Source organism: Caulobacter sp. X, assembly GCF_002742635.1.
Lineage (GTDB): Bacteria > Pseudomonadota > Alphaproteobacteria > Caulobacterales > Caulobacteraceae > Caulobacter.
This window is the reverse complement of record NZ_PEGF01000001.1, coordinates 1,024,931-1,049,213: the sequence shown is the minus strand read 5'-3', so window position 1 is coordinate 1,049,213 and position 24,283 is coordinate 1,024,931. Positions and strand designations below refer to the sequence as shown.

Annotated in this window: 25 protein-coding genes; 10 read left to right on the top strand and 15 right to left on the bottom strand. The window is 68.1% G+C overall.

Translation table 11 applies throughout. The annotated features are described in order from the left end of the window. Positions 1-20 precede the first annotated feature (20 nt). Genes CSW60_RS04825 through CSW60_RS04815 form a run of 3 tightly spaced genes read right to left on the bottom strand, consistent with a single transcriptional unit; the run spans position 21 to position 2,245 of the window. On the bottom strand, positions 21-593 hold the full coding sequence (locus CSW60_RS04825) for an NUDIX hydrolase (RefSeq protein WP_099537551.1): 573 nt from the start codon (positions 591-593) through the stop codon (positions 21-23). Then, positions 581-1,582 (bottom strand): inorganic phosphate transporter, encoded by a 1,002-nt coding sequence (locus tag CSW60_RS04820; protein ID WP_099536168.1) that lies wholly within the window; start codon positions 1,580-1,582, stop codon positions 581-583. The genes CSW60_RS04825 and CSW60_RS04820 overlap by 13 nt, the downstream gene beginning before the upstream one ends. 6 nt (positions 1,583-1,588) lie before the next feature. Beyond that, positions 1,589-2,245 (bottom strand): DUF47 domain-containing protein, encoded by a 657-nt coding sequence (locus CSW60_RS04815; RefSeq protein ID WP_099536167.1) that lies wholly within the window; start codon positions 2,243-2,245, stop codon positions 1,589-1,591. Between the two features lie 178 nt (positions 2,246-2,423). On the opposite strand from CSW60_RS04815, the gene CSW60_RS04810 reads away from it, so the two are divergent. The 3 genes from CSW60_RS04810 to upp are packed head-to-tail and all read left to right on the top strand — an operon-like array spanning position 2,424 to position 5,746. Then, positions 2,424-2,888: a (2Fe-2S)-binding protein gene (locus tag CSW60_RS04810; RefSeq protein WP_099536166.1), complete on the top strand. Its 465-nt coding sequence runs from the start codon at positions 2,424-2,426 to the stop codon at positions 2,886-2,888. Next, on the top strand, positions 2,888-5,062 hold the full coding sequence (locus CSW60_RS04805; protein WP_099536165.1) for a xanthine dehydrogenase family protein molybdopterin-binding subunit: 2,175 nt from the start codon (positions 2,888-2,890) through the stop codon (positions 5,060-5,062). The genes CSW60_RS04810 and CSW60_RS04805 overlap by 1 nt, the downstream gene beginning before the upstream one ends. A 54-nt stretch (positions 5,063-5,116) precedes the next feature. Next, positions 5,117-5,746: a uracil phosphoribosyltransferase gene (upp, locus tag CSW60_RS04800; RefSeq protein ID WP_099536164.1), complete on the top strand. Its 630-nt coding sequence runs from the start codon at positions 5,117-5,119 to the stop codon at positions 5,744-5,746. A gap of 32 nt (positions 5,747-5,778) precedes the next feature. Here upp and CSW60_RS04795 read toward each other — a convergent pair whose 3' ends face one another. The 11 genes from CSW60_RS04795 to CSW60_RS04745 all read right to left on the bottom strand — a co-directional run bounded on the left by CSW60_RS04795 (position 5,779) and on the right by CSW60_RS04745 (position 17,087). Continuing rightward, entirely contained in the window at positions 5,779-6,303 is a 525-nt protein-coding gene (locus tag CSW60_RS04795) for a hypothetical protein (protein ID WP_099536163.1), read from the bottom strand. Between the two features lie 74 nt (positions 6,304-6,377). After that, entirely contained in the window at positions 6,378-6,776 is a 399-nt protein-coding gene (locus CSW60_RS04790; protein ID WP_099536162.1) for a Dabb family protein, read from the bottom strand. A gap of 94 nt (positions 6,777-6,870) precedes the next feature. Beyond that, positions 6,871-8,385 carry a PepSY domain-containing protein gene (locus CSW60_RS04785; RefSeq protein ID WP_099536161.1) on the bottom strand — a complete coding sequence of 505 codons (1,515 nt, stop codon included), beginning with the start codon at positions 8,383-8,385 and terminating at the stop codon, positions 6,871-6,873. Continuing rightward, a complete protein-coding gene (locus tag CSW60_RS04780; protein ID WP_099536160.1) occupies positions 8,385-8,948 on the bottom strand; it encodes a hypothetical protein in 564 nt (187 codons plus the stop codon). The genes CSW60_RS04785 and CSW60_RS04780 overlap by 1 nt, the downstream gene beginning before the upstream one ends. Next, on the bottom strand, positions 8,945-11,263 hold the full coding sequence (locus tag CSW60_RS04775; RefSeq protein ID WP_099536159.1) for a TonB-dependent receptor: 2,319 nt from the start codon (positions 11,261-11,263) through the stop codon (positions 8,945-8,947). The genes CSW60_RS04780 and CSW60_RS04775 overlap by 4 nt, the downstream gene beginning before the upstream one ends. A 220-nt stretch (positions 11,264-11,483) precedes the next feature. After that, positions 11,484-12,383 (bottom strand): 5'-methylthioadenosine/S-adenosylhomocysteine nucleosidase, encoded by a 900-nt coding sequence (locus tag CSW60_RS04770; protein WP_099536158.1) that lies wholly within the window; start codon positions 12,381-12,383, stop codon positions 11,484-11,486. Positions 12,384-12,461: 78 nt separating this feature from the next. Next, positions 12,462-13,739, bottom strand: a complete 1,278-nt coding sequence (locus tag CSW60_RS04765; RefSeq protein ID WP_099536157.1) for an amidohydrolase family protein — start codon at positions 13,737-13,739, stop codon at positions 12,462-12,464. Positions 13,740-13,784: 45 nt separating this feature from the next. Beyond that, the gene (locus tag CSW60_RS04760) at positions 13,785-14,222 is read right to left on the bottom strand and encodes an acetyltransferase (RefSeq protein ID WP_099537550.1); all 438 of its coding nucleotides are present in this window, start codon (positions 14,220-14,222) and stop codon (positions 13,785-13,787) included. 84 nt (positions 14,223-14,306) lie between these two features. Continuing rightward, complete coding sequence (locus CSW60_RS04755; RefSeq protein ID WP_099536156.1) at positions 14,307-15,803, bottom strand: phosphomannomutase/phosphoglucomutase; 1,497 nt, start codon at positions 15,801-15,803, stop codon at positions 14,307-14,309. 100 nt (positions 15,804-15,903) lie between these two features. Continuing rightward, positions 15,904-16,860, bottom strand: a complete 957-nt coding sequence (locus CSW60_RS04750; RefSeq protein ID WP_099536155.1) for an SIS domain-containing protein — start codon at positions 16,858-16,860, stop codon at positions 15,904-15,906. Next, positions 16,857-17,087: a hypothetical protein gene (locus tag CSW60_RS04745; RefSeq protein WP_099537549.1), complete on the bottom strand. Its 231-nt coding sequence runs from the start codon at positions 17,085-17,087 to the stop codon at positions 16,857-16,859. The genes CSW60_RS04750 and CSW60_RS04745 overlap by 4 nt, the downstream gene beginning before the upstream one ends. Before the next feature lie 150 nt (positions 17,088-17,237). On the opposite strand from CSW60_RS04745, the gene gpmA reads away from it, so the two are divergent. The 3 genes from gpmA (at position 17,238) to CSW60_RS04730 (ending at position 20,664) form a co-directional block, all read left to right on the top strand. After that, complete coding sequence (gene gpmA / locus CSW60_RS04740; protein WP_066686255.1) at positions 17,238-17,951, top strand: 2,3-diphosphoglycerate-dependent phosphoglycerate mutase; 714 nt, start codon at positions 17,238-17,240, stop codon at positions 17,949-17,951. Between the two features lie 82 nt (positions 17,952-18,033). Continuing rightward, on the top strand, positions 18,034-19,293 hold the full coding sequence (locus CSW60_RS04735; RefSeq protein WP_099536154.1) for a pentapeptide repeat-containing protein: 1,260 nt from the start codon (positions 18,034-18,036) through the stop codon (positions 19,291-19,293). Between the two features lie 105 nt (positions 19,294-19,398). Further along, positions 19,399-20,664: a pentapeptide repeat-containing protein gene (locus tag CSW60_RS04730; RefSeq protein ID WP_099536153.1), complete on the top strand. Its 1,266-nt coding sequence runs from the start codon at positions 19,399-19,401 to the stop codon at positions 20,662-20,664. An 87-nt stretch (positions 20,665-20,751) separates the two neighbouring features. On the opposite strand, the gene CSW60_RS04725 is transcribed toward CSW60_RS04730, so the two are convergent. Further along, positions 20,752-21,207, bottom strand: a complete 456-nt coding sequence (locus CSW60_RS04725; RefSeq protein WP_099536152.1) for an Hsp20 family protein — start codon at positions 21,205-21,207, stop codon at positions 20,752-20,754. Between the two features lie 235 nt (positions 21,208-21,442). Here CSW60_RS04725 and CSW60_RS04720 point away from each other — a divergent pair, with 235 nt between their 5' ends. From CSW60_RS04720 to CSW60_RS04705, 4 genes are all read left to right on the top strand, one after another. Then, positions 21,443-22,285 (top strand): class I SAM-dependent methyltransferase, encoded by an 843-nt coding sequence (locus CSW60_RS04720; protein ID WP_099536151.1) that lies wholly within the window; start codon positions 21,443-21,445, stop codon positions 22,283-22,285. A gap of 58 nt (positions 22,286-22,343) precedes the next feature. Beyond that, positions 22,344-23,228 (top strand): class I SAM-dependent methyltransferase, encoded by an 885-nt coding sequence (locus CSW60_RS04715; RefSeq protein WP_099536150.1) that lies wholly within the window; start codon positions 22,344-22,346, stop codon positions 23,226-23,228. 20 nt (positions 23,229-23,248) lie between these two features. Continuing rightward, positions 23,249-23,881: a hypothetical protein gene (locus CSW60_RS04710; RefSeq protein WP_236634213.1), complete on the top strand. Its 633-nt coding sequence runs from the start codon at positions 23,249-23,251 to the stop codon at positions 23,879-23,881. Positions 23,882-23,970: 89 nt separating this feature from the next. After that, a complete protein-coding gene (locus CSW60_RS04705) occupies positions 23,971-24,279 on the top strand; it encodes an SCP2 sterol-binding domain-containing protein (protein WP_013080000.1) in 309 nt (102 codons plus the stop codon). Positions 24,280-24,283 lie beyond the last annotated feature (4 nt).

Sequence of the window (24,283 nt, the reverse complement as noted above, 5' to 3'; positions counted from 1 at the left end):
CGAAGGTTGAGAAGGGCGGGTTACCGCCCGTAGCGCCCCCATAGCGCCGTGACCCGTCGGCGCAGGCGCTGGAAGGTCACGCGCACCGGCGTCGGGGCGGGGGTGGGGGCGGGGTGATCTTCCGCCGAGAGTTCGACCCCGGCGAAGCGGGCGATCAGGTCGCGCAGGTCCGGCTCCTGGACAGAAAGGGCGGCCTCGACCGGCGTCATCCATCGCAGGGTGCGCTGGCCCTTTTCGGGCCAGGTCGCGTGCTCGCCGGTCGCCTGCAGGGGATAGACGTCGACCTTGACCAGCTTGGCCGCGCCGCTCTTCAGGCGTTTCAGGTACTCGTACTCGCCGATCGGCTTGTCGGCGATGACGCCGTCGAGGCCCGCTTCCTCGTAGGCCTCCTGGGCGGCCGCGGCGGAGTCGGTCTTGCCCTTCATCGGCCAGCCCTTGGGGATCACCCAGCGGCGGGTCTCGCGCGAGGAGACCAGCAGGATGCGCAAGGCCTCGCCTTCGCCGCGCCAGGGCAAGGCGGCGACCTGGCGGCGCTTGCCGCCGCCGGACTTGCGTCCTTCCTGCTTGCCTCGCGAGGCCGTCACTTCATCCAGAACCCGAGATAGTAGAACAGCGCCGCCGTGAGGGCCGCCGCCGGCAAGGTGACGATCCAGGCGATGACGATGTCCTTGGCCACGCCCCAGCGCACCGCCGAGACCCGGCGCGAAGCGCCGACGCCGACAATAGCGCCCGTGATCGTGTGAGTCGTCGAGACCGGAATCCCGAGATGAGTAAAGAAGAACAGGGTGATGGCCCCGCCCGTCTCGGCGCAGAAGCCCTGCATCGGGGTCAGGCGCGTGATCTTGCTGCCCATGGTGTGGACGATGCGCCAGCCGCCGAACAGGGTGCCCAGCGCCATCGCCGTCTGGCACGAGAGGATCACCCACAGCGGGATGTGGCCCGCCTGATGCGTGGCGCCATGCGCGAACAGCAAGGCGGCGATGATGCCCATGGTCTTCTGCGCGTCGTTGCCGCCGTGGCCCAGGCTGTAGGCGGCCGCCGACACGAACTGCAACTTGCGGAACACACGGTCGGCGAAGAACGGCGAGCTCTTCAGGAAGGTCCAGGAGACGATCAGCACCAGCAGTAGGGCCAGGAAAAAGCCCAGGGTCGGGGAGACCACGATGGCGGCGGCGGTCTTGGACAGGCCCGCCCACTGGATGGCGCCGACGCCGCCGACCTTGGCGATGGCCGCGCCGACCAGGCCGCCGATCAGGGCGTGGGAGCTGGACGAGGGGATGCCGGCCCACCAGGTCAGCAGGTTCCAACTGATCGCGCCGCCCAGGGCGCCGAAGATCAGCCGGTCGCTGACGATGTGCGGATCGATGATCCCCGAGCCGACCATCTTGGCAACGCCGGTGCCGAAGAACATGAAGGCGATGAAGTTGAAGAAGGCCGCCCACAGCACCGCCCACTTCGCCGACAGCACGCGCGTCGAGACGATGGTGGCGATCGAATTGGCGGCGTCGTGCAGGCCGTTCAGAAAGTCGAACGCCAGGGCGACGACAATCAGAAACCCCAGGATCAGGAGCGTCGGGTCCACGGGACTCTAGACCTGCTCGACGACGATGCCGCTGATGCGGTTGGCGACGTCCTCGAAGCGGTCCATGACCTTCTCGAGGTGGCTGTAGATGTCGATGCCGACGATGAAGGCCATCGGGTCGCCGCCAGGGCCGTTTGCTCGGCTGGCCAGGAACAGGTCCTTGCGGCCCTGGTCGTACATGTGGTCGGACTGTTCCTCGATCTCGCGGATGCGCACCGAGATCTCGCCCAGCTTGTGGGCGTTCTGGCGCATCTTGGGCAGCAGGGCGACGGCCTGCTCCGTCAGCTTGGCGGCTTCGACGATGACGCCCGCCATCTCCTTCATCTGAGGCTCGAAGCTCTTGACCTCGAACAGGCTGACCACCTTGGCGGTCTTGCGCATCTGGTCGATGGCGTCGTCCAGCGAGGTGGTCAGGTCCTGGATGTCGCTGCGGTCGAACGGGGTGATGAAGCTGCGGCGCACGGCCAGCATCACCTGGCGGGTGATGTCGTCGGCTTCTTCCTCGTGGCGATAGACGCGCGCGCTGGCGGCCTCGACGGCGTCGCCGCCCTCGGTCATGTCACGCAGCGCCTCGGCGCCGTCGATCAGCGTGCGGGCGTGAGCGGAGAACAGGTCGAAGAACGAGTCTTCCTTCGGCATGACGGCCTTGAACAAGCCCAGCATGGTGTCGGTCTTTCCTTGCGAGATCGCGTTCGTCCGTGGTCGGATCGCCGCGCGGCGCACCGGAACCACGGAAGGATTTGGCCGTCAAATCCTATCTGTGAAACTTATGTGACAGTTCTCGCGCGAACGGCGAGCTTGAGGCAGATTGCGTCCCGGTTCGAAGAACGGGAGTCTCGGCATGGCGTTCACGCTGACCGTCAATGGTGAAACCAGGACCGCCGACGTGGACGGCGACACGCCGCTCCTGTGGGTGCTGCGCGACACGCTGGGCCTGGTCGGCGCCAAGTTCGGCTGCGGCGCGGCGCTCTGCGGGGCCTGCACCGTGCATCTGGACGGCGAGGCCATCCGATCCTGCGTGACTCCGATCAGCGAGGTCGGCGGCAAGAAGGTCACCACCATCGAGGGGATCGGCAAGACGCCGATCGGGGCCAAGGTGCAAGACGCCTGGAAGACGATCGACGTACCCCAGTGCGGCTACTGCCAGGCGGGCCAGATCATGTCGGCCTCGGCGCTGCTGGCCGCGAAGCCCAAGCCAACCGACGCCGACATCGACGCGGCCATGAACGGCAACCTCTGCCGCTGCGCGACCTACAACCGCATTCGCAAGGCGATCAAGGTCGCCGCCGGCCAGGAGAAGGCGTGATGGACGGCGAAATCCTACGCGACCCCACTCGGCGTTTCGTCCTGCAAAGCGGCGCGGCCATCGGCGGCGGCCTGCTGCTGAGCTTCACCATGACCGCCGAGGGTCAGGCGGCCGGCGACACTCAGGTCAACGCCTATGTCCGCATCGCGCCGGACGGCAAGGTCACCATCGCCTCCAAGGTCCCGGAGGTCGGGCAGGGGATCAAGACGTCGCTGCCGATGCTGATCGCCGAGGAGTTGGACGTCGACTGGTCGGCCGTGACGGTCGAGCAGGCCATCGCCGACAGCAAGATCTACGGCCGCCAGGTGGCCGGCGGCAGCATGGCCACGACCCTGGAATACGATGGTCTGCGCCGCGTCGGGGCCAGCGTCCGGGCGCTGCTGATCCAGGCCGCCGCCGCGCGCTGGAGCGTTCCGGCCGACAGCCTGACGACCGATCGCGGCGCGGTGGTCCACGCGGCCAGCAAGCGCCGCGCGTCCTACGGCGAACTGGCCGCCGACGCCGCCAAGCTGACCCCGCCCGACCCCAAGAGCCTGACCCTGAAGGATCCCAAGGCCTTCCGGATCATCGGCAAGAGCCACAAGAGCCAGAACCTCGACGCCATCACCACGGGCGCGCCGACCTTCGGCATCGACATGCGCCTGCCGGACATGCTGTACGCCACCTTCGCCAAGGCCCCGACCTATGGCGCGAAGGTCGCCGGCGTCGATCTCGCCCCGGCCAAGGCGGTCAAGGGCGTGCGCGACGCCTTCGTCGTCGAGGGTGGAACCAACCTGCAGAGCATCATGCCCGGCGTGGCGGTGGTGGCCGACAGTTGGTGGGCCGCCCGCAAAGGCCGCGAGGCGCTGGATATCAAGTGGGCCGAACACCCGACCGCCGCCCAGAGCAGCGCTGGCTTCACCGCCAAGGCCGCCGAACTGGCCAAGGCGCCGCCGCACCGCACCGCCTACAACGACGGCGACGTCGACGCGGCGCTGAAGGGCGCGGCCAAGACGGTCAGCGCCGCCTACAGCTACCCCTTTTTGGCCCACGCGCCGATGGAGCCGCAGAACTGCACGGCCCAGGTCAAGGACGGCAAGGTCGAGATCTGGGCCCCGACCCAGAATCCCGAGGCCGGCCGCGCGCTGGTCGCCAAGGCGCTGAACGTCGATCCGTCTGCGATCACCATCCACCTGATCCGCTGCGGCGGCGGCTTCGGCCGTCGGCTGATGAACGACTACATGGTCGAGGCGGCGGTGATCGCCTCGAAGGTCGCCGCGCCGGTCAAGCTGGTCTGGACCCGCGAGGAAGACATCCAGCACGACTTCTACCGCCCCGCTGGCTGGCACAACCTGACCGCCGGCCTGGACGCCAGCGGCGCGGTGGTCGCCTGGAGGGACCACTTTGTCACCTTCGGCGAGGGCGAGACCTTCAACACCTCCTCGGGCATGAACTCGACCCAGTTCCCGTGCCGCGCCGTGGCCAACTACCGCCACGACATCTCGGTCATGCCGCTGGGCTTCCCAACGGGCTACCTGCGCGCGCCGGGCAACAACGCCTTCGGCTTCGTGATCCAGAGCTTCACCGACGAACTGGCCCACGCCGCGGGCAAGGACCCTGTCGCCTTCCGTCGCGAGATGCTGGGCGCGCCGCGCCTGCTGGGCGAGCCGGGCAAGGGCGACAGCTTCCACACCGGCCGCATGCGCGACGTCCTCGATCTCGCCGCCGAGATGTCGGGGTGGGGCCGCAAGGTCCCGAAGGGAACCGGCCTCGGCGTCGCCTGCCACTTCAGCCACCTGGGCTATGTGGCGGTGGTCATCCAGGCGACCGTCAAGGATGGAGCGACCAAGGTCGACAAGGCCTGGGCCGCCGTCGATTGCGGCCGCCAGATCGTCAATCCCTCCGGCGCCGAGCAGCAGGTACAGGGCTCGGTGCTCGATGCGATCGGCAGCGCGCTCTACCAGGGCGTGACCTTCGAGAACGGCGCGGCGGTGAACAGCAACTTCGGCGACTTCCCGCTGTTGCGCATCGCCGACGCGCCGCCGGTCGAGGTGCGCTTCAAGCTGTCGGACAACAACCCGACGGGCCTGGGCGAGCCGGCCTATCCGCCGACGCCGGCGGCCCTGTGCAACGCGCTGTTCGCCGCCACGGGCAAGCGGATCCGGTCCCTGCCGATCGGCGATCAACTGGCTTGAAAATCGGCTACCGTGCTAGGAGCGGGACGTTCCCGTTCCTAGCCGAGCCGCGCCATGTCCCAGGTCACCGTCGTCAATCATCCGCTCGTCCAGCACAAGCTGACCCGGATGCGGGACAAGTCGACCTCGACCAAGACCTTCCGCGCCCTGATGCGCGAGACGGCGACGCTGCTCTGCTACGAGGTCACCCGCGACCTGCCGATGGACAAGGTCGAGATCGAGACCCCGGTCGCGCCCGCCACGGCCTATGAGATCGCCGGCAAGAAGCTGGTCTTCGCCCCGATCCTGCGGGCGGGCCTGGGGATGTGCGAGGGGATGCTGGACCTGGTCCCGTCGGCCCGCGTGGCCCACATCGGCCTCTATCGCGATCACGAGACGCTGGAGGCCATCGAGTACTACTTCAAGGCGCCCGAGGACATCTCCGGCCGCCTCACGATCGTTGTCGATCCGATGCTGGCGACGGGCCACTCGGCCATCGCCGCCATCTCGCGCCTGAAGCACTATGGCGTCGCCAACCTGCGCTTCGTCTGCCTGTTGGCCGCACAAGCCGGCGTGGACGCCCTGCGCGAAGCCCATCCCGACGTGCCGATCTGGACGGCGGCGATCGACGAGAGGCTCAACGAGCACGGCTATATCGTGCCGGGCCTGGGCGACGCCGGCGACCGGACGTTCGGAACGCGGTAGCAAGAGTCCGACCGACGGCCGGATCAGGTGGGTCAGCTGGCCTTGAAGAGTTCGGGCAGCGACTTGCCGCTAACGACCTGGTCCTTCGGCGCGGCGCAGACCCTCTGGGCCACGGCGCGCGACATCGCGTCGACCTTGCGGAAGCTCTGCTTCGTGCTCGCCACCGGCCGCAGGTCGGCGCCGAACTTACGCATGCCCAGCACGGTTTCGCCTGTCTTGCGGCAGTCGATCCGCGAGGTGACCTCGGTGAGGCCCATCTTGTCTTGAGCCCACACATAGTAGGTCAGATCGATGGTCCGGCCGTTGCGGCTGACGGCGCTGGTATCGAACGCGACGGTCTTGGCCGCGTTCGGCGAGGGGCCGCCCAGCACGCCGTTGGCGCTGGTCATCCAGTCCATCGGCGGGTTGGCTCCGCCGTCGGGCCGCGCGCTGGCCGACGCCGCCGAGGAGAGGGCTACGACCTTCATCACGGACCAGTCCTGGCTTGGCCAAGCCTCGGCGAAAGCCGGAGTGACGAACAGCAGGGCCGTGGCGGCGGTCAGAGCAGTCCTGATCATCACAAGTTCTCCCCAGGCTGACGCGAGCGTACGCTCGCCGCCTAGGGTGTCAATCTGGGCGCTCATCCGCGCCGTCAGACCGCCATGCTGTCGTAGACCACCACCTTGCTCCAGAGGTGGCCGCAGTCGGTCACGAACTTCTGGTGCAGCGGGTGGTCCTGATAGCGCTTCTGGTCCTCGACGCTTTTGAAGGCCATCAGCTCCGAGACGTCGTAGCTGTTGTCCACCACGTCGCGCTTCTCGGTCGAGGCCGGCACGCCGATGTGCAGCTGCTGGATCACCTCGATGGCCTTCAGCGCCTTGAGACCCGCGATCAGTTGGTCGCGATCGGCCTTGGCGCCGGGGGTCTTCAGCCAGAAGAACACCTGATGGAACACCAGAGGGGCCTCGGGCGCGGCGCTCGCGGACGTCGCCAGGGCGGCGCCGGCCGCGAGACCGCCGGAGAGGAGGGCGCGGCGATCGAAAGCGGTCATGGCGAGGTTCCTCCTTGGACGCGGTCGGGCGCCGCGCCGTTCGGCGAGAATGGTGGGCGAAGGGGCGCGGAGCAAGGCCGCGCCCCGTCGCTCTTCACCGCGCGGCGCTTGGTCGGCGAGCGAGGGTCGTCGCCGCCAGCAGAAGCGCGGTCGCCAGCAGGGCCGCGTCCATGCCCCAGCCGACCGGATCGGCCATTCCTTGGCCGTGAAAGGCGCCATGGACCAGGGCGACCAGAGCGATCAGGCTGGCGCCGATCCGGCGCAGCGCCACGGAAATCCCGGCCGGCGAGCCGACGAGCGCCGCCGCGCAGCACGCCAGGGTCGCCAGGCCCCAGACCGCCACGGGCGCGGCTTGGGGCGACAGCAGCGCGACCAGGGCCGAAAAGGCGTAGGCGACCGGCTGGCTCCAGACGAAGGCGATCCAGATCCGCTCCCAGCGCGGAGTGGGACGGCCCTTGTCGCGGCGCCGAGCCAGCCAGATGGCGACGCCGCTCGAGGTCACGGCCGTCAGGCCAAGGCCCAGCAACAGGTACGCGACCTTGACCGGCCAGCCGCCGAACCAGCCGAAGTGCAGCGGCGTCATGGCCGAGAGCACGCGAAAGCCCAGCGCGTTCCCCTCATAGCCGACCTCGCCCAGGATCTTGCCGTCGCCGTCGACCACAACGGTCTCGCCGCGCGACAGGCGGTTTTCGGTCACGACATTGACGTTGACGTGCTGGCCGCGCTCGCCGGGATGCTGGACGTAGAGATAGGTCGGCCGCGCGTCCGGATGGCGCGCCGTCACGGCGGTAAGGGCGGCGCCGACGTCCATGACCTTGGCCGGGCGCGGATCGTCCTTCACGGTGGGACCGGTGAACAGCGCATAGGCCTTGGTCGTGTCGCCCTTGAAGGTCGCCAGGGCCAGGACGCCGACGATGATCGTCGTCAGGCCCAGGAAGGCGCCGGTCAGGGAGACGGCGAGGTGGAAGGGCAGGCCCCAGACCGAGATCCGATTATGGAGGTCGGCCTCCTGCAGGCGCTTGGAGCCCCCCCAGCGGAAGGCGAAGGCGTCCTTGAAGACCCGGGGATGCGACAGCACGCCCGAAATCAGCGACGACAGCAGCGCCACGCCGGTCAGGCCCACCACGAACCGGCCCCATGTGCTGGGCAGGTGAAGCACGGTATGCAGCTTGGCCTGGAACTCGGCCCAGGGCGTCCGCGCCTCTCTCACGAGACGACCGGTCTGATCGGCGACATAGGTGTGTTCGCGGCCGCTGGCGTCGTCGGCCTGAACGCTCAGGCGAGGGTTGGCGGGTTCGGGCAGGCGGACCAGCAGGTCGTGGGCCTTCGGGTTGCGCGCGACGGCGTCCTGGACGGCGGCGTTCACGGCGTGGGGCGACACCGCGCGCAGCACTGGTCCCGCCGGCTGCTCCCAGCGCTCGAACTCCTGAGTGAACACAGCGATCGAGCCGGAAAAGCAGACCAGATAGATCAGCGCCGCGAAGGCTAGGCCCAGGGCCGAGTGACCGGCCAGCATGGCGCGGACGAACTCGGCGGGGATCTTCGGCCAGATCGGCTTGCCCGCGGCCTTGGTCTTGGCGGCGTGGCGCTTGTCGGCGGAGACGTCCATCACAGCGCGCCCTTCAGGAAGGCCGCGCCCAGGGTCAGGGTCGCGACGCCGGCCAGGACCGCGAAGGCCCGCAGGATCTTGTCGTCGGAAAGGGTCCAGGCCATGCCGCCGGCCCACAGGAACGGGACGATCAGCCCGCCGATCACCATGCGGCTCTGGACCTGGCCGGGCGCGCAGATCGCCACCGCCAGACCGCAGCCCAGGGCGGCCACGCCCGCCAGGGGACCGGCCAGGAAGCCGCGGAGCCAGCCGCGCCAGGCGACGCGGCGACGATCCGACGGCTCGGGCGCCAGCTCCCTCGGGGCCTTCCTGCGAGCATCGCGGCGCTCGATCCCGGCCGCGACGAAGCCGAGGACGGCCGTCGAGCCGACCGCCAGCATGGCCGAGGGCCCGCGTGCGGGCCCCAGTAGGGGAACCGATGCGGCGATCGCCAGGATCAGCAGGCTCCAGCCGCCCAGGATCAGCCAGGGGCGTCGGGGGCTGGGGCCATCCCAGGCGCGTTTCAGCAGGACAGCGCCGGCCAGCGGCAATGGCGTTAGCGCCAGGGCCCAGAGCGCGCTCACCAGCGCGTTTCCAGGGTCAGGCCCAGAATGCGGGGCTCGCTCAGCATCGCCACGCCCACGTCGGCGCGGGTGTACTGGGCGTAGGTCGCGTTCAGCAGGTTCTTGCCGTAGATGTACGCGCCCCAGCGGGCGCGCTCGTAGCCGAATCGGCCGTTGAACACGACGCGTTCCTTGACGACATCGTCCTGCGCCTGCTGCAAGCCCGCCGAGGAGTAGCTGCCGGACCGATAGTTTCCGTCCAGGTGGGCGATCAGGCCGCTGGCCCAGCGATAGTCGGCGCCCATCGCCACCGTCCAGTGCGGGGCGTAGGGGAACTCCGACCCGGCGAGATTCCGCGTGTCGACGCCCGAGGTGATGGTGAAGTCGTCGAACTTGGTCCGCGTGTGGCCCAGCGACGCGTACCACGACAGCGCCGGGGTGACCCGCTGGGCGAGCTCCAGCTCGAAGCCGTAGAGGTGCGACTTGCCCGCGTTGCGGACTTCGTAGTCGTAGCTGTTGATGCCCAGGTTCACCGTGACCTGCTGGTCCTTCCAGTCGACATAGAAGGCGTTGGCGTTGACCGTCAGGGTCCCGTCCAGCCAGGCGGTGCGCAGCGAGGCTTCATAGTTCCAGGTATATTCGGGGTCGTAGGCCGCCACGGTCGAGCGGGCGATGTTCACCGTCGAGCCGCCGGAGCGATAGCCGCGCTGGGCGACCAGGCTGGTGTTGATGTCCGGCGTCCAGTCGTACTTGACGCCGACCTTGGGCAGGAAGGCGTTGAAGGTCCGGGTGTCCTCCGGCGCCGCGGAGCCCGCCTGGGCCACCATGTTGGCGACGAAGGCGTTCACCAGGGTCACGTAAGGCGCGTAGGCCCCAAAGCTCGACGCCGTGGGATAGGTCCCCGTGAAGCGCGCGACCTGGCTGCTGCCGCCGGTGTTCTTCTCGTGGTCATAGCGAAAGCCGCCCAGCAGGCTCAGCTTGTCGGTCAGGGCGTAGCTGGCGTCGGCGAAGATGGCGCTGGTGTCGATCACCGACGGCTGCTCGCCCGAATAGTCCACCGGGATCACCGGCAGGGCCGCGATATAGAGGTTGGCGAAGGCGTTGGCCTGGGCCGACGCGGCCGCCTGCTGGGCGGCGGTCGGGTTGGGGACGCTGGCCAGCAGGGTCGAGGTCAGGGTGTTGACCAGCGTCGTCCGCGGGAAGGTGACGTTGACCTGGCTGGCGGTCAGGTCCTGGACGTCACGCTTGGCGTGGTAGAGGCCGATCAGGCCCTTCAGGCGCTCGCCGTCATAGTTCAGCCGCAGCTCCTGCGAGGCTGTGTCGGTGTCCTCGCGCCGCGCGCCGTACGAGGTTCTGACGGCCTTGAAGTCGAGATCATAGGTGGAGCGGGTCTTGACCGTGTTCAGCGAGGCAATCGCGTTCAGGGTCAGCTTGTCGCTGAACCTGTAGGCGACATCGGCGGTCAGGATGTCGGTCTTGGTCTTCGTGCGGTTCGGATCACCCGACAGATCCACCCGGTGCTTGTAGTAGTCGGGCGTGTCGATGCGCGAATAGGTGAACAGATAGCCGGCGTCGCGGTCGCTGTGGGCGTAGGTCAGCATCGCCTTCAGGCCGGGCAGGGCGCTTGGCGTGAACAGCAGCTTGCCCCGGACGTTCAGGCTGTCCAGCGCGTCGATGTCGCGCTTCAGCGTCTGATTATAGACGAAGCCGTCGCTGTCCTTCTTCTCGACCGAGGCGCGGAAGGCCAGCTGATCCGCGACGATCGGGCCGCCGCCCGCGATCGCGAAGGTGCGCTCGTCGCCGCTGGCGAGGTTCACCCGCGCCCGGAACTGCGGGACGTAGGTCGGATTGGCCGAGGTGATGACGACCGCGCCGGCCAGCGAGTTGCGGCCCTGCAGCGTCGATTGCGGCCCACGCAACACCTCGACCTGGCCGATGTCCCACATCTCGAGCGGACCGCCGTAGACGGCCTCAATCGGCAGGGCGGCGCCGTCGACATAGACGGTCGCCAGGCCGCCCGTGCCGCCGCCCGACACGTTCATGTTGCTGACGCCGCGGATCGTGAAGCCGGTCTTGCCGTAGGTCTCGCTCATGTTCGCCGTGCGGGCGACCACGTCATAGAAGGTCTGGATGTTCTCGCGCTCGATGCGCGCGGCGGTGGTCACCGCGACGCTGGTCACCGTCTGCTGCAAAGAGCGGGAGGTCTTCTCGCCCGTGACGACCACGGCCTCCACGGCGGTGGACTGGTCTTCGGCCTTGGCGACCTCGGCCGCTCGCGCCCCTTGCGCCATAACCAGAACGCCCAGCGCGCCCGCCGCCAACCCCATCCGCTTCATGAAAGCACCCCACGCAAAAACGATGGTGCGGCGCTTACTTCGCGTTGATCATGAGAGTCAATCTCATTTGCATCTGGACTCGATCTTTATCGGGGCTCGTCGGGTCGATGCGATCGTCCCGAGGCTGGCCGACCGAGCGTCGGCGAGAGGAGGGCTCTCATTCAAAAGTTTAGAGCCTTTTTCGATCCGATGACCGTTTCACACTGATCGGAAAACGCCGCTAGTTGGGCAGCGCCTTGACGAACGCCTTCACGACCGTCGCCGAATTGTCCGAGGCCAGGGCCATGAAGGTGTGCATCTCGTTGGCGCCCGCGCCGCCGCCGGCCAGGTCCGACAGGCTGCGGAAGGCGATGAACGGGGTCTTGTTGACGAGCGCTACGTGGGCGACCGCGGCGCTCTCCATGTCGACCAGGCGGGCGTCGAAAGCCGAGCGCAGGTATTTGCGGTAGGCGGCGTTGTCGAGGAACACTGGCGCCGAGACGCCGGCCCCGCCGATCACCACCTTGGGCGGATGGATCAGGCACTTGTCGGCGGCGCAGCGCTGCAAGGCGACCGAGGCGGCCACCTGCTTGGCGGTCTCCAGCAGGGCCGGGTCGGACGGGAACCAGACGCGGCCGTCTTGGAGGCTGTCACCGGGCAACAGGATCGCCCGGGGGAAGATCATGCCGTAGTTCGGCAAGGTGCTGTTGCGGATGCTGGGCGAGACCTCGAAGCCCTTGTCGGTCTCGCGGGCGAAGGCGCTCTCCAGGTTCTGGGCCCAGCGATCGGCGACGACCACGTCGCCGATGTCCAGGCCCTCGTCGACGCCGCCGGCGATGCCCGAGAAGACGATGCGGGTGATGTTGAAGCGGTCCAGCGCCATCTGGGTGGTCATGGCCGCATTGACCATCGAGACGCCGCTCAGGAACACGACAACCGGCTTGCCCTCCATCTGGCCTGTCATGAACTTCACGCCGTGGACGTCGAAGGTCTTCTGGTCCTTGGTCGCGGCGTTCAGCGCGCCGATCTCCGGCGGGAAGGCCGAGATCACGGCCACGCGCGGCGTCGCGTCGAGCCGCTGGGCGAGGGCGGGCGAGACCAGCAGGGCCAGCAGGGTCAGGACGAGGGCGGGCAGGCGCATGGCGACTCCTTGAACGGTCACGCCTGCTTAGCGGCGAGCGCGCGCCAGCCCAAGGCCTCGTCGCGCTTCCGAGGTCGATCAGCGGCGGGTGATGATTTGTCCGCCTTTGACGACCAGAACGACGTCCCGCGTCGCCTCGATCGCTTGCGTCGGGTCGCCCGTCACCGCGACGAGGTCGGCCAGATAGCCGGGCTTCAACTGGCCCAGGCTGTCGGCTCGCCCCAGCGCCTTGGCGTCGACCGCCGTCGCGGCCAGCAAGGCTTGGACCGGCGTCATGCCCGCCTTGACCATCAGGATCAGCTCGCGGGCGTTGTCGCCGTGGCGGAAGACGCCGACGTCGCTGCCCATGCCGATCGTGACGCCGCTTTTCATCGCCAGCTTGAAGGCCCGGTCGGCGTTGCGCATGGCGACTGTCGGCGGCGTCTTGCCCGCGACATAGCCGCCGAAATAGGTCGAGGTGCTCTCGACCGCCGTCAGGGTCGGGAAGAAGACGACGCCCTTCTCGGCCATCAGCTTGAAGGTCGCCTCCGAGCCGCCGTAGCCGTGCTCGATCGTGTCGACGCCGGCCAGGACCGCGCGGCGCATGCCCTCGTCGCTGGAGGCGTGGGCCGAGACGGGCCGGCCGCCAGAGTGGGCGGTCTCGACCAGGGCTTTGAGCTCTTCGAGGCTGAAGGTCGGCTGCGTGGAGCCATCGGGCCCGACCCGGTAGTCGGCGTAGACCTTGATCCAGTCGGCGCCGGCCCCGGCCTGCTCGCGGACGGCCTTGATCACCTCGGGAACGCCGCTGGCTTCCTGCGCGCCCTGCGGGATTTCGGCCTCGGGATTGAAGTTGCGCCGGGCCGGGCCGTAGGCGCCGGTCGCCACGATGGCCTTGGTGGCGACGAACAGGCGCGGGCCGGGGATCACGCCGTCGTTGATCGCCTTCTTCAGCGGAACGTCGGCGGCGCCGACGCCCTCGGTGCCCAGATCGCGCAGCGTCGTGAAGCCCGCCTCCAGCGTCGCCTTGGCCTGCACGCCGGCGCGCAGGGTTCGATAGGTCGGGCTCTCCCTCAGCACCTGATCGTCCCACGAGGTCTCGTTGTACGGGTGCAGAAAGAGGTGGCTGTGCAGGTCCATCAGCCCCGGGATTACCGTTGCGCCCGGCAGATCGATGACCTGGGCGTCCTTGGCGTCGATCGAAGCCAGCGGGCCGACGGCGGCGATCCTGTCGTCCTTCATCAGCACCGCCCAGCCCGCGTGGGGCGGCCCGGCGTCCTCGGCCGTCCAGACCCGGGCGGGCTTCAGCAGGATCGGCTGGGCGGCCTCGGCGAGGCCAGGCGCGAGGATCAGGGCGAGGGCGGTGAGCAGGCGGCGCATGGGCGACTCGTTTGGCGGATGGACGAGCAGCTAAACCCGAACCGCTCAGACGCCAAAGCGCAGATGGATCAACGGATAGGCGCGGCCCTGGCCGTCGGTCGCCGACCAGCCCGTCGGCTCGAAGCCCATATGTTTGTAGAAGCCGACCGCCTGGGCGTTCTGTTCATTGACGTCGGTGGTCAGGATCGGGTGCACCGCCAGGGCGTATTCGATCAGCATCCGCCCGATCCCGGCGTCGCGATGCTCGGGATCGATGAACAGCGCCTCCATGTGCGAGCCGGCGATCAGCATGAAGCCGACGGGGCGGTCGCGGCGGTCGACGGCGACGGTCAGAGGGGCGGTGGGCAAGAAGGCCTCGACCTCGCGCCCGATCGCCGCGCGGTCCTCAGGCGTGAGGAAGTCGTGCGTCGCGTCCACGGCGGCGGCCCAGATCTCGACGACCCGTGGGCCGTCTTCGGGGCGGGAAGGGCGGAGCCTGATCATGGCGCGGTCGGTACCCCACATGGGCCCAAAGAGAAAGGCCGGAGCTTTCGCCCCGGCCTTCGATCGATCGGCGATGTGCTCGCGTCAGATCTCCTGATTGTACTTGCCGACCCGGTCGCCCAGGCGCGGCTTGACCTCCTGGCGGAAGAGGGCGCGCATGTCGTCTTCGGACTGGGTGCTCTCGACGACCACCACGATCTCGGGCTTGTTCGACGAGGCGCGGACCAGAACCCAGGAGCCGTCCTCCAGGTGCACCCGCACGCCGTTGACCGTGATCACCTCGGTGATCTTGCGGCCCAGGATCGAACCGCCGGCGGCGAACAGGTCCTCGTATTCCTTCACCACGTCTGCGACGACGCCGTACTTCTTCTCGTCGTCGCAGTGCGGGCTCATGGTCAGGGAGGTGAAGGCCACGGGCAGGGCCTTCTTCAGTTCGCTGAGTTTCTTGCCGGGATTGCGGTCCAGCATCGACAGGATGGCGGCGGCGGCCACGAGGCCATCGTCATAGCCGCGACCCAGCTCGCCGTTCATGAAGAAGTGGCCGCTCTTCTCGAAGCCGGCCAGGGCGCCCAGTTCGGCGCTCTTGCGCTTGATGTAGCTGTGGCCGGTCTTCCAGTAGAGCGTCGTGCAGCCGTGCTTGGCCAGGATCTCGTCGGTGGCGTAGAGGCCGGTCGACTTGACGTCGACCACGAAGGTCGCGCCCGGATGCAGCGGGGCGAGGTCGCGGGCCAGCATCAGGCCGATCTTGTCGGCGAAGATCTCCTCGCCCTCGTCGTCGACCACGCCGCAGCGGTCGCCGTCGCCGTCGAAGCCGAGCGCGATGTCCGCGCCATGCTCACGGACGGCTTTCGCCATCTCGTGCAGCATCTCGTGGTCCTCCGGGTTCGGATTGTACTTGGGGAAGGTGTAGTCGAGGTCGGTGTCCATCGGGATCACCTCGGCCACGCCCATCTTCTTCAGAGCTTCCACCACGAAGGCGCCGGCCGTGCCGTTGCCGCAGGCGGCGATGACCTTCAAGGGGCGCTTGAGGCTGGCGCGTTTGGCGACGTCGTCGATGTAGCGCTGCGCTTCGCCCTCGACCCGGATCAGCTTGCCGCCGTCGCGCTCGACGAACTGGGCCTTCAGCACGATCTCTTTCAGCCGGCCCATCTCGTCGGGGCCGAAGGTCAGCGGCTTCTGGGCGCCCATCTTCACGCCGGTCCAGCCGTTCTCGTTGTGGCTGGCCGTGACCATCGCCACGCACGGGATGTCCAGGTCGAACTGGGCGAAATAGGCGGTGGGCGAGAGGGCCAGGCCGATGTCGTGCACCTCGCAGCCGGCGCTGATCAAACCGAGGATCAGGGCGTTCTTGATCGACGACGAATAGGAGCGGAAGTCGTGGCCGACCACGATCTTCGACTGGCCCAGCTCGTGGATATAGGTGCCCAGGCCCAGGCCCAGCGCCTGGACGCCCAGCAGGTTGATCTCCGGCCCGAACAGCCAGCGCGCGTCGTACTCGCGAAAGCCCGTCGCCTTGACCAGCGGCTCGTTTTCATAGGCGGCGGTATTGGGAACGAGATCGGCGCGCGGCGCGGAGAACATCTAGAAGCTCGCTTCAGTTGTGACGAAGTCGCTTTAGCCGCCCAGATCGAGGGCGACTAGCGCGATCACATGACAAAGTTCGACAAAGTGCCGATGTGACCTAGATCACGCCGGCGCGGAGAAGATCGTGGACATGCAGGACGCCGACAGGGCGTTCGGCCTCGACCACGAACAGCACGGTGATCCGCCGATCGTTCATCAGCTTCAGCGCTTCGGCCGCCAGGGCGCCGGGCGCGATGACCAGCGGGGCGCGGGTCATGACCTCGCCAGCCGTATGCTGCAGAAGGCCGTCCATGTGCCGGCGCAGGTCGCCGTCGGTGATCAGGCCGGCCAGGCGTCCGTCGGCGTCGACCACGCCCACCGCGCCGAAGCGCTTTTCGCTCATCACCAGCAGGGCGTCGGGCATGGGGGCTTCGGCGCCGATCAGCGGCAGCTCGCCGTCGCCGTGCATCAGGTCCGCCACCGTGCGCAGCATGGCGCCCAGCTTGCCGCCCGGATGGAAGACGCGGAAGTCGCTGGCCGTGAAGCCGCGGCGCTCCAACAGCGCCACAGCGATGGCGTCGCCTAGGGCGATCTGCAGGGTGGTCGAGGTCGTCGGCGCGTTGACCTCGGCGGTGGCCTCCGGCGCGTCGGGCAAACGGAGCACGATGTCGCCGCCGCGGCCCAGCTGGCTGTCTTCGAACGCGGTCATGGCGATCAGCGGGATCGAGAAGCGCTTGGCGTAGGCGATGACGTCAGACAGCTCGCGCGCCTCGCCGGACTTCGACAGGGCCAGGATCACGTCGTCTGGACCGATCATGCCGAGGTCGCCGTGGCTGGCCTCGGCCGGATGGACGAACATCGCCTGGGCGCCGGTCGAGGCGAGGGTCGCGGCGATCTTGCGCGCCACGTGTCCAGACTTGCCGATGCCGGTGCAGACGATCCGGCCCTTGGCGTTGAACAGGGTCTCCACCGCCTGGACGAAAGCCTCGTCCAGGGACTGGGACAGCGTCTTGAGCGCGTCGGCCTCGACGCTCAGCACGCGGCGACCGACGGCGATCGCGTCGAAGGCGCTCATTGGGCCTCCTGACCGGACTGGGCCTTGCTGGCGGCTTCGACAGCCTTGCGAGCGGCTTCGTCGCGGCGCGCGGCGGCGTCCTTCTCGCGCTGGATCTTGGCCTTCATCTCGGGCGTCTGCTGGACCGGCGTATGGCCGAACGGGCCCCACGAGCGGTCGCCCTGGCCCTGCGGCCAGACGAGGGAAAAGGCGATCAGCACGAGGGCGATCAACCCCATCAACGGCATGAAGATGCGATCAGGCATGGCCCGCCTATAGCACGGGCGCGCGCCAGGGGGAGGGGGCGCGGGCGCCATCCGCGCTTGACGCTGGAAGCGGCTGGTCTTAGCCCGCCCTGACACAAAGCCCGACCTCGCCTCCATTCTGAAGGAAGCCCGATGCCGACCCTCGTCCTGCTCCGCCACGGCCAGAGCCAGTGGAACCTGGAAAACCGCTTCACGGGCTGGGTCGACGTCGACCTGACGGCGGAGGGCGAGGCCCAGGCGCGCAAGGGCGGCGAACTGATCGCCAAGGCCGGGCTCGACATCGATCAGGCCTTCACCTCGGTCCAGACCCGCGCCATCCGCACCTGCAATCTGGCGCTGGACGCGGCCAAGCAGAGCTTCGTGCCGGTGACCAAGGACTGGCGCCTGAACGAGCGCCACTACGGCGGTCTGACCGGCCTGAACAAGGCCGAGACGGCCGAGAAGCACGGCGTCGAGCAGGTCACGATCTGGCGCCGCTCGTACGACATCCCGCCGCCGGAACTGGCGCCGGGCGGTGAGTACGACTTCGCCAAGGACCGCCGCTACAAGGGCGCCAGCCTGCCGTCGACCGAGAGCCTGGCGACGACCCTGGTCCGCGTGCTGCCTTATTGGGAAAGCGACATCGCTCCGCACCTGAAGGCCGGCGAGACCGTCCTGGTCGCCGCCCACGGCAACTCGCTGCGCGCCATCGTCAAGCACTTGTTCCAGGTGCCGGACGACAAGATCGTCGGCGTCGAGATCCCGACGGGCAACCCGCTGGTCATCGAGCTGGACGCCCAGCTCAAGCCGACCGGCGCGCGCTATCTGGACGAGAGCCGAGCCGAGGCTCTGCCGCAGGTTGGCTAGTCGGCTCTGGAAGCCCTTGGAAAGGCGGCGTTAATCCTGTTCTGCGCAGGGTTGACCCATCATTCAGGATAACTTCCCGCCCATGAGCGCCGACGCGCCCGCCGCCCAAGAATACAAGCGCCTGACGCAGCACGACCTTGACGTCATCTGCGCCAAGCACGATCGCCTATGGTCGGCGAAGTTGGGAGGCGCGCGGGCGGTCTTCACGTTCTGTGATCTTTCCGGCCTGTCCCTGACGGGCCGGAACCTCTGCGACGCCGACTTCACCGGCGCGATGATGGTCGGCTGCGACCTGCGCAAGACCAAGCTGGACAACGCCAACCTCTATGGCGCGGACTTGCAGGGCGCGGACCTCACGGACGCCTCGCTGCGCCGCGCCGACCTGCGCGGATCCAGCCTGCGCGGCGCCAACCTGACCGGCGCCGACATGTTCGAGGCCGACCTGCGCGAAGGGGCCATCGCCGCCGCCGACCGCAAGGAGGGCTACAAGGTCATCGAGCTGACCCAGCGCGAGGCCTACGCCATCGGCGCCAACCTCAGCGGCGCCAATCTGGAGCGCTCGCGCCTGTCGGGCATCGTCGCGACCAAGGCCGACTTCAGCGACGCGATCCTGAAGGACGCCAAGCTGGTCCGCGCCAATCTCAAGCAAGCCAATTTCAACGGCGCCAACCTGGCGGGCGCGGACCTGTCGGGCGCGAACCTGGCCGGCGCGGACCTGCGCAACACCGTGCTGGTCGGCGCCAAGACCATGTCCTGGAACGTCAGCCAGACGAACATGGAAGGCGCCCTGACCGACAAGCCGGCGGGCACCAACGTCTCCGACCTGCCCTACGAGCAGATGATCGCCGACCATGCGCGCTGGATCGAAACCGGCGGCGCCGAGGGCAAGCCCTCCGTCTTCGACAAGGCCGACCTGCGCAATCTGCGCTCGGTGCGCGGCTTCAACCTGACGGCCCTGTCGGCCAAGGGCGCGGTGTTCTACGGCCTCGACATGGAGGGCGTGCAGATGCAGGGCGCTCAGCTGGAAGGGGCGGACCTTCGCGCCTGCAACCTGCGCCGCGCCGACCTGCGCGGCGCGCGGCTGAAGGGCGCCAAGCTGACGGGTTCGGACCTTCGCGACGCCCAGCTGGGCCCGCTGCTGATCACCGCCGACCGCGTTCTGCCTTGCGACATGACCGGCGCGATCCTGGCCAACGCCGATTTCGCGCGGGCCGATCTGCGCCAGGCGCGGCTCGCCGGCGCCGACCTCTCGCGCGCCAATTTCACCGGCGCCCAGATGCGCGATGTCGACGTCATGGGCGCGATCCGTCTGGGCGCGCGCGGCCTGGACGACGTGATCTAGCGCCTGTCAAAAAAACGCGGCAATTCGTCACGGATTTAACGGTTCGCTGTTCCCCTCTCGATACGGTCCCGTCAATTCATCGAGATCACCATAGGGAACAGCGTTATGAACGCCGCGCAAAGCGTGGCTGGGCGGCGTCGCCTGAGCCAAGCCGAGCTCGACATGATCGTAACGGCGCACGAGAAATTCGTTACCGGCAAGCCGGGCGGCCGTCGGGCCTCTCTTCGTTTCGTGCAGTTGTCGGGCCTTGATCTGTCGTATCGAAACCTGAGCGACGCGGATCTTTCCGCCTCGATCCTGGACGGCTGCCGCATGGTGCGGACCAAGCTGGATCGAGCCAATCTGTTCGGCTGCGATCTGCGCAAGTCCGACATGCGCCAGGCCTCGCTTGTGCGCGCGGACATGCGGGGCGCCTCCCTGCGCGGCGCCAACCTGGCGCAGGCGGACCTCACCCAAGCCGATTTCCGCGAAGGCCAGGTCGCCATCCCGCATCCACGCAAGGGTTTCGAGACCCTGGGGCATGAGACGCGTCGGGGCGAGGTCGACGAGGCCAACTTCTCGGGAGCAACCCTCGACGGGTCCGAGTTCACGGGGGTCTCGGCGTTCAAGGCCGACTTCAGCGATTGCTCCCTGCGCGGGGCCAAGCTCTCCGGCGCGAACTTGAAAGAAGCCAATCTCGCCGGCGCGATCCTGGACGGCGCGGACGTCGACGGGGCCAACCTGGAAGGCGTCAATTTCGCCGGCGCGGTGATGGCTGGCGTCGATATCTCGACCGCGAAGGTCGAGCGCGGAGCCCTGAGCGGGGTCTTGGGCGCCTCGACGCCGGACGCTGTCGCCAAGGCCGACGACCTTCATCAGCTCTGTCTGGCCAACCAGCTCTGGTGCAAGACCGGCGGCAAGCAGGGCGCGGTCGCGCGCCTCGACGGCGAGGATCTGCGCCCGCTGGGCGACCGTCTGCGGGGGCTGCGGCTCTCGGCCATGAGCGCCAAGGGCGCCTGCATGGTCGGGCTGGATCTGTCGGGCGCGCACTTGCAGGGCGCTAACCTACAGAACGCCGACCTGCGCGGGGCCAATCTGCAGGGGGCGGATCTGCGCGGCGCCAAGTTGACGGGCGCGAACCTGACCAAGGCCGATCTGCGCCAGGCCTTCCTGTCGCCGCTTCCGATCGGACCTCAGCGCCAGGCCCTGGTGAACATGGAAGGCGCTCGCCTGCGCTATGCGACGGCGCAGGCCGCCGATCTCGCCGGCGCGGTTCTGGACGGCGCGGACCTGCGCGGCGCGGACCTGACCGGCGCGCGCCTGACCAAGACGCGGCTGCGCGACGTGGACCTCAGCCAGGTCCAGGGTCTGGATCTGTCGATGCCGGACTAACCGGTCGAGCGGATACGAAAAAGGCGGCGCATCGCTGCGCCGCCCAAGTTCAGAGGGATGTGGGGGGAGACTTCGGAAGGGGGCCGCTTAGGCGGCCTTTTCGCCTTCGATCAGCGGCGAGACGTTCGCCTTGATCTCCACTGTCCGGGGCTTCAGAGCCTCGGGCAGTTCACGCTTCAGCGAGATGGCCAGCAGGCCGTTCGACAGCTCGGCGTCGACCACCACCAGGTAGTCGGTCAGCTGGAACTTGCGCTCGAAATTCCGTTCGGCGAGCCCGCGGTGCAGGTACTGCTTGGCGTCGTCGTTGGCCGCCTTGCGGCCGGTGACGGTCAGCAGGTTTTCCTTCACCTCGACGTTCAGCTCTTCCGGCTTGAAGCCGGCCACCGCGATCTCGATGCGGTAGTCGTTCTCGCCGGTGCGTTCGATGTTGTAGGGGGGGTAGCCCGAGCTGGCTTCCGTGCGGGCCGCGGCGTCCAACTGGGCGGCGAGGCGGTCAAAACCGACGAGCGAGCGGTACAGGGGCGAAAGGTCGATCGTACGCATAGGGTCAGATCCTTCTTATCAAGCAAGGTCTTTGAATGTGCGTCCCTTCGGCGACCCGAAATCGGCGTCGCCAGCGGTCCGGAAGGCCCGGGTTTCCAGCGCCTTCGTGGATAGAGTTGGTGAGCGGATTTTCCCGTTCAAGAGGCGCCGGTTTCATCGAACGCGAATCCTTTTGACGCGCCGCGCGCCCCGGCTAAGGTCGCCGCGCAACAACTCGCCGAAGGACAAGTCCCCCATGCCGCTTCGTCGTCACGTCCTGCTGCTGGCCGCCGCCGTCAGCCTCTTCGCTCCCGCCGCCTTCGCCTCGACCGACCAGGCGCTGAAGGCCGCCATCGCCTCGCCCAACCGTCCCGCCGGCGACGTCGCCCGCGACGGCGCGCGCCATCCGTACGAAAGTCTGACCTTCTGGGGGCTGAAGCCCAAGCAGACGGTGATCGAGATCTCGCCCGGCGGCGGCTACTGGACCGAGATCCTGGCGCCCTACGCCAAGGCCACGGGTGGAACCTACATCGCCGGCGTCGCCGACCTTTCGAACCCGAAGTTGTCGGAAGGCGCGCGCAAGGGCCGCGCCGACTTCGAGGCTCGCTTCGCCGACGCGGCCAAGTACGGCAAGCCGCTGTTCGTGAACTTCGGCGCCGTGTCGGGACCGCTGGGCGCGCCGGGCTCGGCCGACCTCGTCCTGACCGCCCGCAACGTCCACAACTGGACCGTCCAGCCGGGCATGGCCGACAAGGTCTTCGCCGACTTCTTCGCGGTGCTGAAGCCGGGCGGCGTCCTGGCGGTCGAGGACCACCGGGCCGATCCGCGCTCGGAAAAGGCCGCCGGCGCCGACGGCTATCTGAACACGGCGACGGTCGTCGCCCTGGCTGAGAAGGCTGGCTTCAAGCTGGACGCCCAGTCGGAGATCAACGCCAATCCGAAGGACACCAAGGACCATCCGTTCGGCGTCTGGACCCTCCCTCCCGTCAAGCGCACGGCGCCCGCCGGTCAGCCGGCGGACCCGAACTTCGACCGCACCAAGTACGATGCGATCGGTGAAAGCGACCGCATGACCCTGCGCTTCCGCAAGCCGGCCTGACTTTGGCCAAGGTCAGCGGCCACGTTGGCGTGATTTCAGCGTACGCGTACATGGGGGCATGATGGGGTCTATCCAGCAGTGGTCGCGCAGGAGCGTCCTGGCCGGCGCGACCGCGCTGAGCCTTTCAGGGTGCGGCAAGTCCAAGGACAAGGCCGCTCCCGCTGAAAAGGCGCGGCCCGAGAGCCTCGAGGCGGTGGTCGCCGGCGACTGGCGGCTGCCCGCCGACCGCGCTCGCGACCGCTGGCGCCACCCTGTCGAAACCCTGAAGTTCTGGGGCCTCGCGCCCGGCCAGACCGTCGTCGAGTTCTGGCCGGGGGCGGGATGGTACACCGACATCCTCGCGCCCTTCCTGGCCGACACCAAGGGCAAGCTCTACGAGGCCCTGCTGGAGACCAACAATCCGGCCGATCCCGCCGCCGCCGAGATCGTCGAAGCCTACCGCCGCAAGGTCACGGGCGCGAAGAAGGTCTATGGCGAGGTGACGTTCACCGCCTTTGGTCCGACCAGCGGTCCGGTGGCGCCGGCGGGCAGCGCCGATCTGGTGCTTTTCCTGCGCAATCTGCACAACTGGATGGCCGGCGGCATCGCCGAAAAGGCCTTCAGGGACGCCCTGGCGGCGCTGAAGCCCGGCGGGGTGCTGGGGATCGAGGAGCATCGCGGCCAGCCGGGGCGCGTCCAGGACGTCTTGGCCGCCGACGGCTATGTCCAGCAGGACTATGTGATCCAGATGGCCAAGGAGGCGGGCTTCGTGCTGGCCGCGACCAGCGAGATCAACGCCAATCCCAAGGACACCAAGGACCATCCGTTCGGCGTCTGGACCCTGCCGCCCACGCGCCTGTCGGCGCCGCGCGGCGAGCCGGCCGAGCCGGGCTTCGACCACGCCAAGTACGACGCGATCGGGGAGAGCGACCGCATGACCCTTAAGTTCGTGAAGCCGAAATGAGACGGATCGAGATAGCGCTGATGGCCGGCCTCGCCATCGCGGCGGCCGCGGGTCCCGCCTTGGCCGAGAAGGTCGTGCCGGCGACCAAGGTCATGCCTTACCTGGACAAGTTTCTGCGACTACCGCCAGCCGAGCGGTCCCGCATGAAGTTGTCCTATGCGATCCTGCGCGACGGAAAGCCGATGACCAGCCTCAAGGCCGCGCTGGTCGAGCCGAGCGGCGCCCGCACGCCGCTGCCGATGAACGACGAAGGTTTCTTCGAGCGCTTGCCGACCCTGGCTCAGCTAGAGCAGGGGGCGAAGATCGCGTTCGACGTGCCGGCGGATCTGAAGCTCGGGTCGGCCATGGACATCGCGCCCCAGCTCAGGCCAGCCGTCGAGTACGAGGTTCGAGACCTCGCGGCGACGGTCGACGAAACCAACGCCGTGATCGGGAAGACCGCTGGGGTCATGGCTTTCATGGCGCCCAAGTTCAGCGGCATCGCCTTCCTGAAGGCCGAGGGCGGCCTGGCGGTCTTCGCCGATGGCCGCGCCCAACCGCTGCCTTTGATCCGCAGCGGACCCTATTTCCGTCCAGAGGACTTCAAGGGCGCCGTACGGGTAAAGTTGACAAAAACCCCGACTAAGGTCGCCTTCTATAGCGGGAAGAAATAAGGGCCTGTGGCGTCTGAACGGTGTTTACTTGTTCGGTCGCGCTGGTCTAGCTATCCGCAACATCATTTCGCGCAAGGGAGATCGCGCCTATGGCCACCATCCAGGAAATCACCGATCGCATCAAAACCGCCGTCGGCGACGACAGCGGCCTGGGCAAGAGCCTGAAGTTCGATCTGAAGGACGCCGGCGTCATTCACATCGACGGTGGTTCGGTGACCAACGAGGACAAGCCGGCCGACCTGACCATGACTCTGGCGCTGGACGACCTGCTGGCCATCGGCGAAGGCAAGCTGGACCCGACCATGGCGGTCATGACCGGCAAGCTGAAGCTGTCGGACATGGGCGTGGCCATGGCCCTGCAGCCCAAGATGGGCGCTCTGTTCTCGAAGATGCGCTGAGCCT